At 60.1% G+C, this 14072-nt stretch carries 12 protein-coding genes; 5 read left to right on the top strand and 7 right to left on the bottom strand.

The window, feature by feature from the left end:
- The 7 genes from AC6FTP_RS21725 to AC6FTP_RS21695 all read right to left on the bottom strand — a co-directional run.
- Nucleotides 1-470: polysaccharide deacetylase family protein (locus tag AC6FTP_RS21725; protein ID WP_497209008.1), on the bottom strand; the 470-nt coding region annotated here is incomplete at its 3' end.
- Nucleotides 471-489: 19 nt separating this feature from the next.
- Complete coding sequence (locus tag AC6FTP_RS21720) at nucleotides 490-3594, bottom strand: DUF4838 domain-containing protein (protein ID WP_497209007.1); 3105 nt, start codon at nucleotides 3592-3594, stop codon at nucleotides 490-492.
- A 68-nt stretch (nucleotides 3595-3662) separates the two neighbouring features.
- Nucleotides 3663-4229 (bottom strand): response regulator, encoded by a 567-nt coding sequence (locus AC6FTP_RS21715; RefSeq protein WP_497209006.1) that lies wholly within the window; start codon nucleotides 4227-4229, stop codon nucleotides 3663-3665.
- A gap of 288 nt (nucleotides 4230-4517) precedes the next feature.
- The gene (locus AC6FTP_RS21710; protein WP_497209005.1) at nucleotides 4518-5861 is read right to left on the bottom strand and encodes a carbon-nitrogen hydrolase family protein; all 1344 of its coding nucleotides are present in this window, start codon (nucleotides 5859-5861) and stop codon (nucleotides 4518-4520) included.
- Nucleotides 5862-5864: 3 nt separating this feature from the next.
- Nucleotides 5865-6767 (bottom strand): PIG-L deacetylase family protein, encoded by a 903-nt coding sequence (locus AC6FTP_RS21705; RefSeq protein ID WP_497209004.1) that lies wholly within the window; start codon nucleotides 6765-6767, stop codon nucleotides 5865-5867.
- Nucleotides 6768-6843: 76 nt separating this feature from the next.
- Nucleotides 6844-8199, bottom strand: coding sequence for a tRNA uridine-5-carboxymethylaminomethyl(34) synthesis GTPase MnmE (gene mnmE, locus AC6FTP_RS21700; RefSeq protein ID WP_497209003.1), 1356 nt, complete (start codon nucleotides 8197-8199; stop codon nucleotides 6844-6846).
- Between the two features lie 77 nt (nucleotides 8200-8276).
- Nucleotides 8277-8660 (bottom strand): hypothetical protein, encoded by a 384-nt coding sequence (locus tag AC6FTP_RS21695; RefSeq protein ID WP_497209002.1) that lies wholly within the window; start codon nucleotides 8658-8660, stop codon nucleotides 8277-8279.
- Between the two features lie 659 nt (nucleotides 8661-9319).
- Between AC6FTP_RS21695 and AC6FTP_RS21690 the strand changes: the two genes are divergently transcribed.
- The 5 genes from AC6FTP_RS21690 to AC6FTP_RS21670 all read left to right on the top strand — a co-directional run.
- Nucleotides 9320-10432 (top strand): tyrosine-type recombinase/integrase, encoded by a 1113-nt coding sequence (locus tag AC6FTP_RS21690; protein WP_497209001.1) that lies wholly within the window; start codon nucleotides 9320-9322, stop codon nucleotides 10430-10432.
- Nucleotides 10433-11081: 649 nt separating this feature from the next.
- On the top strand, nucleotides 11082-11633 hold the full coding sequence (locus AC6FTP_RS21685; protein ID WP_497209000.1) for a hypothetical protein: 552 nt from the start codon (nucleotides 11082-11084) through the stop codon (nucleotides 11631-11633).
- Between the two features lie 310 nt (nucleotides 11634-11943).
- Entirely contained in the window at nucleotides 11944-12906 is a 963-nt protein-coding gene (locus AC6FTP_RS21680; RefSeq protein ID WP_497208999.1) for an amidoligase family protein, read from the top strand.
- 78 nt (nucleotides 12907-12984) lie between these two features.
- Complete coding sequence (locus AC6FTP_RS21675) at nucleotides 12985-13617, top strand: class II glutamine amidotransferase domain-containing protein (protein WP_497208998.1); 633 nt, start codon at nucleotides 12985-12987, stop codon at nucleotides 13615-13617.
- A gap of 27 nt (nucleotides 13618-13644) precedes the next feature.
- Nucleotides 13645-14072 (top strand): hypothetical protein (locus AC6FTP_RS21670; RefSeq protein ID WP_497208997.1); only part of this gene is annotated, 428 nt, incomplete at its 3' end.

The raw sequence follows: 14072 nt of genomic DNA, 5'->3' as shown, positions 1-14072 counted from the left end.
GCCGGATCGAAAGCCTTCGCACCACCAGCACGCGCAAAAAGGTAGCCGCGCTCAACCAGGGGCTTCGCCGCGACCTCGCTCGTCGCATAGCCGGGGTAGCAAAAGCTCACCGGACGCGGGATGCCGGCTTTTTCGCACTGCGTTTCGATGAACTCCACATCCGCAGCGAGCTGTTCCGGCTTCTGCTTCGTCACGCCCGCGTGTTTGCGCGTGTGATTGCCGATTTCGAAGCCTTGATCGTGCAGCGCCTTGATCTGCTCCCAGGTCATGTAGTTCTTTTTGTCGATGAGGAACTCAAAGCCCTCCGTGATGAAGAACGTCCCGCCAAAGCCATGCTTCTTCAGCAGCGGGGCCACAAACGTGGCATGACTCGCCACTGAGTCATCAAACGTGAGCACCACGAGCTTGTCCGGCACCGGTTCAGCACGCAGCGCGGTGACAAGGAGCAGGGCAAGGAGAAGGCGTTTCATGTGGCAGGTTGGAACGCGGCTACTTCCGTGCTTTTTGGACTTCTTCGATGGATTTGGCGATGTTCGTCTTCCACACGCCTTGGAGCTTGTCGGGCTCGGCGCGGTTCAACGTGTTCAAGGCTTCATCGAACTGGCCTTTTCGCGTTTGAATGCGCGCGATGCCTTGGAGAGCGGAGTATTCATCGGCACCACCGAGGCGGGTTTTGCCTTCGAGAATGGCTTCGTAGGCTTGCAGGGCAGTTTGGTCGTTTTTGAGGTTCAATTCGCGGTTTTGGGCCTGCACGAGCAAAACGGTCTCGCGAGTGCGTGGATCGCCGATCCACTCCAAGGCGGCGCTGAGGTCGGATTCGGCTGTTTCGCCGTTTTTTGTGATCGAGTAGGCGCGACCGCGATGATGAAAACCATCGCCACGCTTCCAGAAGGGCCATTTCATGATGTCTTCGGCTCCGAACTGCTTCACGACTTCGGCCGCTTGGAAGTTGGCGAGCAGGTTTTGCATCTGCGCGGTCTTCTTGACGGCCTCGATGGGAATCTGGTCGATCAACGCGGCCTTCTTGTCGTGTTGCGCGGCTTGTTCGAGTGCGGCGGCTTTTTGGAAGTCGGAGATCGGCGTGGTGGCGGCGAGAGCGAGGAAGGGCTCGGGCTTGCGCTTTTGCATCGCGGCCTGAAAACCGAGCGCGAAGTCGGTGACGCTCGGATCGGCGTCGAACTGATGGGAGCGACCACCATAAAAGTGCGCGAACTTCATCGGGGCATGGAAGTTGGATACGCCGGTCGGTGAGAAGGCGCTGTGCTCCTCGCCGTCCTCGCGGATGCGCTGGCGGCAGAGATTGATGTGCCATGGCAGACTCTGCGTGGGGTGGCGACCGATGATTTGATGCAGCGGATCGTTTTCATCCTGCGTGACGGGCAAGCTGATCTCGACGGTCCAGTGATCGTCGGCGATGTGCGTGGCGACCTCCGCTTTGGCATCCCAGGTGAACCACTGGCTGCGTGGCGTGCCGCGATCCAGATCGACGACGTGACCCGCGGGGCTGACGGCGATGGAGTAGTAGGAGTGAGTCTCGGTGGCGATCTCGATCTCGATGGCGTCTCCATGCCAGAGCGCCTGGTCGTCATCGCGGGTGGTGGTGATGTTGGGTTTCTCGCCGCGTCGTTCCTCGCAGCGAATGGCAAAGACGACGTTGTTGCCTTGCCATCCGGCTCTGAAGGAGGTGCCAAAGGTGGGCGTGCGACCGGTTTGCAACTCGCGGAACTTGCCGGTGGCGGCGGTGGGGCAGGTTTGCCAGTATTCGTCGTCGAGCTTGCCGTCGATAACGATGTCCTTCGCATCGCCGACGAGCCGCACGGTGGGCACGGGGCCGCGTTTTTGCCCGAGCTGCAGCGACTTCATGCGCAGGCCTTTGAGGAAGTCGTCGATGAGAGCGAGGCGTTTGCCAAACACGCTCGTGGCATCGGTTTTGGCCTTCGCTTTTTCAAAAAGGGCCAGCGTTTCATCCGCCTTCGCCTTGTCTTCACCCATCACTTTCCAGTTCGCTTCGCAGAAGGTGAGAAAGGTGTGCATCTCGCTCTCAGCAGGGCCGTAGAAGAGGCGGCAATACTCACGAAGGGCTGCGGTTGGCTCGTAGCCGGGCCAGTAGGCGCGGGCGGTGAAATAGACGAGGAAGTGATTGAAGCCGATGCCGACTTTATCGAAGTCGTTGCGCACGGTGAGCCAGATATCCTCGCCTTGGGACATGCCCTTGGTGGCGATCACCGTGTCGCCCATCGACTTCGCGGCAAAGGCGGGCAGATACCAGCCGCGATCGGTGAAGGGATAGTTCTCGAAGTTGATGATGGGGTTGTCGGTCTTTTTCGCCCAGGCGGCACGCAGGGCTTCCGGCGCGGCCTCGCCCTCGGCTTTGGAGGCGGCGATGTTCATCGGGCGACGACCGCCGACGATGCCGACGAGCACGTTGGGCTCCAGTTTGGCGATCTTCAGCGGTGGCAGGGTATAGACGCCGTAAGCGCAGTTCAGCACTTTGGCGTTCGGATGCGTTTTGCCGACCTCTTTGGCCACGCGATTGACGAAGTCCCACACATAGTCACTGAGCAGGCCGCGCTCGATGCGCTCGGGCGAGTCCTTGCCTTTGCACTTCTCGCATTGGCAAATGGAGGTGTAGCCATCGGGCGGCATGATGGAGACGCTTTCAAGCTGGAAGGTGTCGAGCAGTGCCCGCGCATAACGCACGGTCTCGCGGAAGAGTTCGTCGTTCGAGTAGCAGAGCTGGCACTTCGAATCGCCAGCCTTGAAGTCGGGTTTGCCGCCGTAGATCGCGAACCAGTCGGGATGGGCGTCGAACACAGGCTGACGATTCGTCATGTTCGCCATGCCGTGGGCAATTTGCAGGCGCTCGTCATTGCGAATGCCGAGTCGCATGACCCACAGCGCGGAGTCCGGCCCGCAGGTGGCGAAGCGGAAATTGAACTGCCGCAGCGCAAAGTCTGGCTTCACGGTTTCGTCGAGTTTGGTCAGCTTGATGGTCTTCAGCGTGGGCAGCACCTCACCGAGTTCGCCAGGCAAAAACCAGCGTGCGCCGAGTTTTTGCAAAAAGCCGCTCACCGCGTTGAAGCTGCCGCGTTCGTCGAGGCCCCAGACTTCGAGTATTTCGCCATCGAGCGGGATTTTGGCCCGGTGCTTATACAAACCGGGATTCGGCAGCCCATACGGTGCTCCGACGATTTTATCCCACTCTGCCTGCGCACGCGGAATGTCGCTGTTGTTCCGCGCAAACGGCCCCACCGGCTCGAAATCGGCGTCATCGCCGATCAGCGCCATCCAATCCGCACCCGTAGCGATGCGATACGCGCCGTCTTCGAGTCCCTCGGCCTTCACTGGGCATGAATCGCTCGTGCCGATGAACACTTTGACCGCATTACCCGAAGGTTGCGTGACGATGGGCAGTTTCGCGCCGCTGATCTTCTCGATCTGCTGCCGAAACTCATGCGCAGCGACTCGCTGAGTGCGCGTGGGCTTGTCGCTGATGATGATTTCGGCACGCGGCTGGCCGTTTTCGACGAGCAAGCTGTCAGCCTGAGCTGATGGGGCAGTGATGAGCAGGAAAAGGAAAGCGCGGTGAGTCACAAGTCCCGAAGGAACGCCTCCATGGAGGGCATCTTGCCGTCACCGCTTTCCCCTGGCTTAAAAACACTTCAAGCCACTGCCTCTGAGCCTTTGTGGCCGAGCTGTTTGACAGCCTTGTTGAGCTGTTCGTATTCGAGAGGCTTCTTGATCACGGTCACAGGGCCGTGGCTGAGGATGCGGCTGAGCACTTCACTGTCAGGGTAGCCCGTGATGATCACGATCGGGAGATCAGGGTGCAGAGCCTTGAGTTGGGAATAAACTTCATCCCCCGGAACATCAGGAAGCTTAAGGTCGAGGAAGACGAAGTCGAACTTCTGCTTTTTGGCGAGGGCAATGGCCTCGGCTCCTGTACCGACGACGAGACGTCCAAAGCCAGCCTTCTTGAGGAATTGCTTAAAGAGTGCCTGGAGGGCCACGTCGTCATCCACCACCATGACGGTAGGTTGGCCGGCCTCCTCTTCTTTACGCAGCACATCGCGGTCGAGGAGGCTGCGCTTGATGCGCCAGCGGCCACCGATCTGGACGGCAGGAAGCTGACCCCGCTGGACGAGATAGTACACCGTCGGAAGAGGGATACGGAGGTACTCCGATGTTTCCTTGACCGTCATAAGTTCGGGTTGTGCTGGATCAGCCATAAAAGTTGGAGGGGAGCGTGATGTTGGTAGGTCTGGAGGTTCTCTGGCAACCTCATGATTCAGAATTGATCCGAATTTGTTATATAATTACCAAAACGGCAAGGCTTTTTCTGTCATTTATCGCTTTTGCAATGAGGAGCAAAAAGCAAACCTGCGAAACATATCACAAATAAGACGTTCAACCGTTTTAGCTCCACTAGTCAGGGCTAGGGCATGATGACTCCGTTTTCGAGAATGCGAGACACCAGATTCAGCGCAGCTTTCGTGAGAGACTCGTGACTCTCCGGCCTACTCCTGCAAGGCTGCGGGCCGGTGCGAAGGGATCTGCGCTTTAAAGTCCCCTAGGCTGTTCCAGTGAGCATGGTCGTTCAGATCCACCTCGGCGATGGCGATGGTGCCAAACTCAGTCGCCTTCGCCAGCACGTCGCCATAGTGATCAAAAATGCCAGAGATCATCCACTGGTGCTGCTTCTCGTCCGTATAGGTGCTGCTGATGACATAGACGTGATTTTCGCAGGCACGGGCGCGGGCCAGCATGGGATTGCAGCCCCAGACGGGCCAGGCGATGACCTCGGCGCCCTTCACGGTCAGGGCACGGGCGACTTCGGGAAAGAAGCCGTCATAGCAGATCATCATGCCGACCTTGCCAAAGCGCGTGTCGAAGACCGGATACTCTCTCCCTGGGGTGATTCCGGCCTCTACTTCGCCACGTGGCAGAGTGACTTTCCGGTATTTGCCGACCATCTGGCCGTCGGGGCCGATCAGGGCGGCGGTATTATAGAGCGTCTTCCCATCGCGCTCGACGAGTCCGACCACTAGGTATAGGTCGTGCTGCTTGGCGAGTTTGCCAAAATACGCCGTGCTGGGGCCGGGCACCGTCTCGGCGCTGGCTTCCATAGGTTTACCAGTGCCGTAGTAGGTCAGTGTTTCTGGCAGCACCACGAGATCAGCCTTCTGTTTCGCGGCTTCGGCGATCAGTGGGGCGAACTGCGGTGGCTTGTCCTCGGGTTTTTTGCCCTCCTTCGGCTGGAGGTGGATCGTTGCCAGCCGCACTTTACGCGGGGCAGGGGAGGGGATTTTCTTCAGCGTGACATCACTCCACTCCACGCGGGCATTCGCGGCCCATTGCAGGTAAAGCTCCACCTTCGCCTGCCGCGCTGCCGTCGGGGCACGAAGAGTCGCGGAAAAGCGCCCCCAATCGCCCGTCTCGCTGCCCAGATCCGCCGGATATTCGGGCTCGGCCTGCGGGATCGTGCCCTTCGCGTAACCCGCAGTGGCGGGCTCCTCCCACTTCACTCGGCCCCCTTTTTCATCCAGCCAAATCACCCGCGTCACGACGCTGCGACGAGGTTCTGGCACCTTCTGGAACTTCCTCCAAGCTTCGAACTGATAATGCTTCCCGCCCTGCACTGGCAGCGTCTTTTCCCAGCAGCCGATCCATTGCTCCCCAGGCCCGGTCTCGATCACCAGCCCGCCCTTGCCATCGCGGCCCGCCTTCGGATTCACGACATGCTCCGGCGTCGCCTCGGCGCGGGGCGACCAGAATTTCCAGCCCTCCAGGTCCGCAGCGTGGGATGAAAAAACCACCAGCAGGGCGCTGGCGGTCAGGATGGATCGGAGGGCAGTCTTCATGGCTCAATCAAAGAACGGGAACAGCTTCCGAATTTCCGCTGCACTTGGTCGGCGGCCGTATTCGCAGATCTCATACGTCTCCGCATACTTCACCGCTTTGCCGCGCTCCTCGCCGTAGAGCTGGATCAGCAACTCGCGATACTTTTCTGCTTCGTTGCTCTGCCGGGCGCCCCAGCGACGCTTCAGCCAGGCACGCCGGGCGACCTCATCGCTCGCGGGCGGCACCTGCTTTTCCACATACTCGGCAGAGCCACTCGCCCCGCCCTCGTAGGCCTGCGACGTCAGTTCGTGGATGCCGTCCAGCTTCTGCTCAAAGGAGTCGTCCACCGACACCGCGATGTCTGGCTTGAACGGGTAGGGCTTCTGAAACCCATCGCTCGAATAGAGGAAGACCGGGTTCGTCTTCAGCGGCGGCACATCGGGGCAAAAGAACGGCACCGTCACCATGAACGACGCGTCCTGCACCAGCACGCCGACATAGCGATGATCTGGGTGATAATCCCAGGGGCGATGTGCGATCACGATGTCCGCCTGCCATTCCCGGATCACCTTCGTGATCAGCTTCCGGTTCTCCAGCGTCGGCAAAAGCTCCCCATCATGGATGTCCAGCACCTGCGAGGTCACCCCCAGCTTCTTCGCGCAGGCCGCCGCCTCCGCCGTGCGACGCTGCGCCAGTGGGCCGCCCGCCTCCTTCCAGTGACCGATGTCCCCATTCGTCACCGACACCAGCTTCACGTGATGCCCGAGCCGCGCCCACTTCACCGCACAGCCCGCGTTCTTATATTCCGCGTCATCCGGGTGCGCGCCAAAGGCGATGATGCGCAGCTTCCCGTCTGCATCCACCGCATGCACGGCAGAGGCTCCAGCGAGCAAACCAAAAGCGAGGCCAAAAAGGAGTGTTTTCATAAGAGCAGCCAGTCTGAGCCACCGCCCACCTCCCTGACAACCCGCATTCCTGACCACAATGCACCTTCGAGTGACTTCACTTCCCGATGCAGAAGCTGGAAAAGATCACGTCCAATACCTCTTCCACGTCCACCACCCCCACCACCTCGCCCAGCGCCTGCAGCGCCTCGCGCAGATCCAGGGCGATGTATTCCGGTGCCTGCCCGGCTTGCAGCGCTGCCTTTGCCGCCGCCACATGCACCGCCAGCCGCTCAAAGCACACCTGATGCCGCGCATTGATCGCCACCGGATGCTCGCTCAGCAGCGGACCCGAGCGCAGCACCAGCGCGCGGATCGCCGCCCGCAGCTCCTCCACGCCTGATCCGGCCTGGCAGGACATCTTCACAGCTTCCTCCGGCCAGCCAGCGGCCACGCCGAGATCCGCTTTATTTAAAAGCAGGATGCGCCGGCTATCCGCCCCAGGTGGCAACTCCACGCGATTCGTCATCGTCGGCGATACCGACCCATCCACCACCTCTAGGATCAGATCCGCCCGCTCCAGCTCACGCCGCGTCCGCTCCATGCCCACCTTCTCGATCCCGTCCGCCGACTCCGCCGCGCGCAGCCCCGCCGTATCCACCAGCCGCAGCGGAATCCCGTGAACCTGGATCACCTCCTCGATGGTATCCCGCGTCGTCCCCGCCGTCGGACTCACGATGGCTCGCTCAAAGCCCAGAAGCACATTCAAGAGGCTCGACTTCCCCACATTCGGTTCGCCACAGATCACCGTCCGCGCCCCCTGCCGCAGGATTCGCCCCTGCTCCCCCGTGTCGATCAGCCGACGCGCCCGCAGCATGACCTCATCCATCCGCGCCACCAGCGCCGCGCCCGTGTCTGGGGAGATGTCCTCCTCCGGGAAATCAATGTACGCTTCCACATGCGCCAGCACCGGAATGAGCACCTCCTTCAAAGCCATCGCCTCCTTGCCGATCGCCCCGCCGAGCTGCTCATGCGCCGCCCGCAGTGCCAGCGTGCTCTGCGCCTGGATCAGATCCATCACCGCCTCCGCCTGCGTCAGATCCATCTTCCCGTTTAAAAACGACCGCTGGGTAAATTCCCCCGGTCCCGCCGCCCGCGCCCCCGCCGCCAACACCGACTCATACACCTTCTGAGTCACCAGCAGCCCCCCGTGCCCGTGGAACTCCACCACCTCCTCCCCCGTGTAACTGCCCTTGCCGCGGAACACTAGGAGCAGCCCATCATCCAGCACCACCCCGTCCGCCCCACGTGCCGACGCCCGATACGCCATCCGCGCCCGCATCTCCGGCAAAGTCACCCGCCCCGAAAACACCCGCCCCGCCACCTCCAGCGCCTGCGCGCCCGAAATGCGCAGCACCGAAAGCGCCGCCTCCCCCAGAGCCGTCGAGATCGCCGCAATCGTGTCTTGAATCATGCCCCACGCCATAGCCGGGGGAACCTGCGGAGCAAAGGAGAACAATGCCCGCCTTGCTGCCTCGGCTTTTCATGGCCTCAATTCCGCTCCTCGGGGTGATCCTTCATGTCGATCTTTAGTGTAGCGCCCGGAATGGTGAACGTGACCTCCGAGGAGTCCTCAGCCCATCGGATGATCTTTGGTAGAGAGCGAAAATACCCCTCGCTGTTCTTCTCTGATGGATAGAGAACCAGCTTCTTGAATGGCGTGGTGTGATCGCGATAGACTTTAAATTCGTAATAGACGTCGGACTCATTTATCCCGAAGGGTTTTGCCGCCCTCAACGACATGGCATTGGCTACGAACTCTCCACTCGGCGATGATTCGCCCTGGCCACCGCCACATCGAATGGGGATCGTACACAGATACAAAACCAGAAAGACCAAGGCGGCCAGAGTGGCGAATAGGGCATAGATTTTCATGACTCAAGGTGACTTCCGAGTGGCTGGACGAAGGGATGACTTTCCGGTGCTACAAAGCGCACGGGCTTCAGGGTTCATCCGCTCCGTTTTACACACCTCTGCCGTCCCTCATCAACCCTTTTGTCTGGCAGGCTATTGCATCGGTCCCTCTCCCCGCCGGGGATGTTTTTCTTCACTGCGTGTTCTTGCGGGGAGAGGTTAGGTGAGGGGAACTCCAGGATTGTCCGGCAAGGCGTCGGCCCCTCACCCCGACCCTCTCCCCGGGATAAAATCCGGGAGCTTGCGAGATGCACCACCGGGGAGAGGGGGGGCAGAGCTGCGGCCTGTGCCCGACAATACTGCCGAAACCAGCCACTTGGCTTTCTCGGTGTTCCTGGTCAGCCACATCTCTGCTGAAACGAGCTTCCTGCCCAGCGGTTGCCCAAGCCCAACGGCCTTCTAAAAAGAGCCCTCAAAACAAGGCAAACAATCACTCTGGAGCCCATATTCCACGGGCTTTGGACGGCATCAGGGGGCTGTCTTTTGACACCCCACCCATGGTCATGCATGACAAAAGCATGACAACTCAGGCCCTCCCCCCTAGGGGCAAGGGCAAACCTGTGGCCGTGGTCAAACAGGGCTCAGCAGCCGTGCCCATCTACCGGGGCCTCTGCCGTGGAATGCCCCGGTTCACTGTCGCGTTCTACCTCAACCAGCAGCGGCGGCGGCTTACCTTTGGCTCACTGGATGCCGCCAAGGAAGAGGCCCGCAAGGCCGCACTCAATATCCAGCGCGGCATGAGCAGCGACAATGACCTGCGGCCTCAGGACCGTGAGGCCCTTCGGGTTGTCCAGGGCATGCTTCATCCGTTGGGGCTGCCCTTGGTTTCAGTCGTCGAGGAATACCTCCAGTGCCGGCGCAAGCTGGGTAAGGTGCCGCTGCTGATGGCAGTGGAGGATTTTGTGACGAGGTCGCGCAGTTATGAGGCTGGCATCACCGTGCCTCGGGTGGTTGACGAACTCCTCCTGCTCAAGAAGCAGGACGGTGTGAACGGGCACTACCTAAAGCTGCTGGACGGGAACCTCCGCCAGTTTGCCAAATCGTTCCCTGGCGAGATCACCCAGGTGACCGGGGCCATGATCGACGGCTGGCTGCGTCGTGGTGCGCATTCCATGGTCACTCGCAACAACTGGCTCAAACGCGTTAAGGAGCTTTTCTCCTTTGCCAAGCGGCGAGGTTACCTGCCGAAGGGTGAAGCCACGGTGGCGGAAGCCCTCAAACGCGGCAAGCAGGCGGACACGGATGTCGGCATCTTCACTCCCGAGCAGATGGAGAAACTCATGAGGGCAGCGACGGAGGATTTGATTCCCATCCTGGCCATCGGTGGATTCGCGGGACTGCGTGGTGCTGAAATCGCACGGCTGAATTGGAGCGCTGTGGATCTTGGGCGAAAAATCATCGAGTTGCGCGCCGGACAGGCCAAGACAGCCTCGCGCCGCATTGTGCCCATCACCGACAATCTGGCCGTCTGGCTGGCAAAGATCGAGCGGAATGGCCCTTTGGTTCCTGACGATGGCGTCTTCTTGAAGGCACGGCGTCTGGCCAAGAGCCTGGGCATTCCATGGCCGCACAACGCCCTGCGTCATTCCTACATCAGCTACCGGATCGCGGTGGTGCAAAGTGCGGCTCAGGTGGCGCTCGAGGCGGGAAACTCACCGGCGATCATCTTCAAGCATTACCGGGAACTGGTGACGAGAGAGGCAGCGGACCAATGGTTCGGCATCCGTCCCTGAATCTGCGCAACCCCAGTTTGACATGCGAATCCCTGTATGAACCCAACTCCAAACACTCCAACCCCGCTGCTGAAAAAGAAACCGCTCGCCGCCCTGTTGGGAGTGAGTTCGCGAACCATCGACAACTGGGTGGCACAGAGGGTGATTCCGTATCTGGCGACGAGTCCAAGAATGCATCTGTTTGACGTAGAGGCAGTGAGGACTGCGTTGCAGAAGCGCTTTGGCGTGGAGGCACTCGAGTAAACGCTGGAGAGAAACAGCCACGAGCAACCTTGTTGCGCAACGAGGTACAGGTTGTGCCCGCAACTTTTCACAAAACATGCCGGGGCATTCCGGAGCCGAATGAGGGATGCCTGAAAGACAATTGAACCTGTCTGCGAAATGCAGAGATGCGGGCTTAACGGTGCCCGCTGCACCAACCAGCAACAACAGCTCGAAATCTGTCGTCTCCCGGGACCCAGTTCTAGCGAAGCCCGTTCGATTCACTCGAACGGGCTTTTTGTTGGTTTGCACCCCATGGCACCCCTCATTCACCGCGACTCACGCCCCTCACCTGCCACCATTTGGTGATGCAAACGGATGGATTCCCGAAGTCACGGTGACGAGGCCTCCATTCATGGACCTCCCAGATCTCTTTCCCGCCAACCCCATGCAATTGCGCACGATTCGTCATTACAACTTCAGCGAAGTATCTTCTGCCATGCAGAAAGCCATCCGCCGGGGTGATGCGGCTTTGGCAGGTTACTGGGCCTTGGAACTGTGGCAGAGCGGTTTCGGCAAGTATGTGTGGAAGCGACTGCTCACCATCAGCGCGGAAGACTGCTGGGGCATCCTCACGCAGGAAGTGAAGGCGCTGCATGATTCTTATCTGGTGATCAATGATGGTATCCCGCCGAAGCAAGCGAAGGGCCGCATCTTCATCAGCAAGGCGGTCATTTTGCTGTGCTTATCAAAGAAGAGCCGTGATCCTGATCATCTGCAAAACTACGTCTATGATCAAACGGCTGGGCTTGATGCCGACACACTCTCGCAAGAACTGCGCAGCAGCGGTGAGTATGTTGCCATCCCTGAATATGCCTATGACTGCCACACGCGTGAGGGCAAGAAGCGCGGCAAGACCAAGGCGGACTTCTTCAAAGCCGAGCAGGCCGCACTGCTGCCCTTGCAGCCAGGGTTGTTTGATCATCTCATCGACGACTGAGTGTGCATGAAGGTCTCATTAAGACAGGCTGATGGTCGCAACAAGTGCATGTGAGGCTGGGTCATACAGCCATCCCTTGTGAAGCGGACCCCGTCGTAAAACGCATTCTACGCGGCTCCACAAGGCCATGCTGATGTAGGGTGTTAAGGGTTAGATCGGAGAGCAGATCAAATGGTGCAAATCATGGATGGACAACGGTGTTCTGCGCCTCCGCCACATGGTGATCAAAACGGTGCGACAACGGAAGCCACGGTGACGAGGCCAAGGGGAAGTCCGCATGGACTTCATTCAATCCCATCCCTTCCTCCACATGAAACCCGCCGATCCTAAAGCTGCCCTGATTCAATGGGGCATCGAACTCGAAACCCGCCTCCCTCATACCAGCCGAGTGCCTGTGGGCAATTACCACGCTGGTCATCCAGTCACCTCTGGCGTCACGCTGGCGGGTCCTCAAACCAATGCTCCAGTCTTCAATGCTGAACCTTGGAAAGCTGAACGCGATGGCTCCATCCGCTGCGAAACCGGACAGATCCCCTGCGAATTTGTGTCGCCCATTCTCCATGGCGAGCACAGCGTGGAGCATCTGATCGGATTCGTTGAATGGCTCAATGCCCTCGGTGCCACGGTGGATCGCTCCTGCGGCTGCCACATCACCGTGGGCATTGAGTCCATTATTGGCACTTCCGACACAAAAGCGGTGAGCGAGTTCATCCGCAAACTCGCCCACATTGCACGCTGGCACGCCCGCAGCCTCTACGGCCAGACCGGGACGGACCGCCATCTCAACCACTACAGTCACCCGCTCTATGAGCAGACTGCCGAGCACATGCGCAAAATCGTCACCTGCGAGCAGGAACGCGTCAAAGCCGAGTGCGCTGAGCAATGCGGGCGAGGCATGGTGAACTTTAGAAAGGCGTTCAAGCGTGACCGCAACGGACGCTTCGTCGGGGTGGTGGAGTTCCGCGTCTTTGCCGGCACGGTGAACATCGAGAAAATTCTGCATCACCTTGCCAGCGTGCTCGGCCTGTGTCGCCGCGCTCACGAGGTCCAATGCCTCGGCGGGTTCGGCAAGAACAAGATCCAAGCCAAGCGCACCGCCACAGCCTCCGATGGGCTGCGCTTCCTCTGGGACTACCTCGGGTGGACGGGCAGTGCGCGGCCCGTCGCCCTCGGCCTCTTCGGCAAGCTGCACTCGGAGTTCCGCCACTACCGCAAGAGCGCGCAGCGGCTCTGCCAGCAGTTCGATAGCCGCTACCCCGACGCGAACCTCTAAACCTTTGCCCGCGCTATACGCAGTCTGCGGATAGCCGGGCCAAACCCAAGAACAACGAACCCAAGAAACGAACCTGATATGTGTGTGATCCTGATATGTCCTGAAACCGTGCGCCCGAAGCCTGAGGTGCTGTATGCCTGCCATGAAGCCAACCCGCATGGAGCGGGCGTGGCATGGAGGGAAGATGGCCGCGTGCGCTGGCAGAAGAACCTGAGCACCGGCGAACTCGTGACCCTGCTCAAGAAGCTGGAGGGCGAGGTGGTCATCCACTTCCGCTGGGCCAGCGTGGGTGGAGTGGATGCGCGATTGTGTCACCCGTTCCCCGTCACCCCTAAATCCTCCGTCAGCCTGAGCGGCATGGCCGAGAGCGTGCTGTTCCACAACGGCACTTGGAGCGGGTATGTGGATGCCTTGATGAGGTTGGAGCAGCACCGCAAGGAACCGCTGCCCACCTCGCCGATGAGCGACACCCGCGCGGCGGCTCTCGTGGTCCACACCACTGGCCCTGATGCGCTCAATAAGCTGCCAGGGCGTTGGGTGTGGATGAATGCCAAAGAGACGCAGCTCTACGGAGCTTGGGAAGACTGGCGCGGGATGCAGGTGAGCAACACGCACTTTGTCCCACGCCTGAAAACCGCACAAGCACGCCGCAAGGCTACGCAGCCTGCGGATCACCTTCCCCGCCACCAGTCCTGCCTTTTTGCCTGCTAACTCAAAACCCAAACCTGATAACCCGATATGAAACTATTCAAACTGATCGCCAGCCGTGCTGGCCAAGTCCTGTTCGATGACCGTGTGGATGCCGACTCCCCGCGTGAAGCCCGTGAGCAAATGAAAGCCCTGATGGGGCTCAACTCGCTGACCGGGGTGGTGTATGCCATCACGGAAATCCCCATCGAGCTGATCCAGAGCATCGTCGATGCGCGACTCGTCGAGGCCCTGCAACGCCTCAATGGTGGGCAAGCTCCGGCCACGGTGGAGCAGATGCTGCGGCCCATCGCCAGCGAAGCAGTCAGAGAACAACTCGCCAACCTGCGCGAAGCCCGCATCACGCCGGATGATCCGCCGCCACCGCCGCAGCGCTTTGATGCGTTCACGCCTGCCGTGGACCAGATCATCGGCACGCCCACGCCGAAGCCACGACGCAAGCTCACCAGCGTGACCAC

The organism is Prosthecobacter sp., assembly GCF_044378005.1.
Lineage (GTDB): Bacteria > Verrucomicrobiota > Verrucomicrobiia > Verrucomicrobiales > Verrucomicrobiaceae > Prosthecobacter.
The sequence above is the reverse complement of the archived record's forward strand: the minus strand, read 5'-3'. Positions and strand labels throughout refer to the sequence as shown.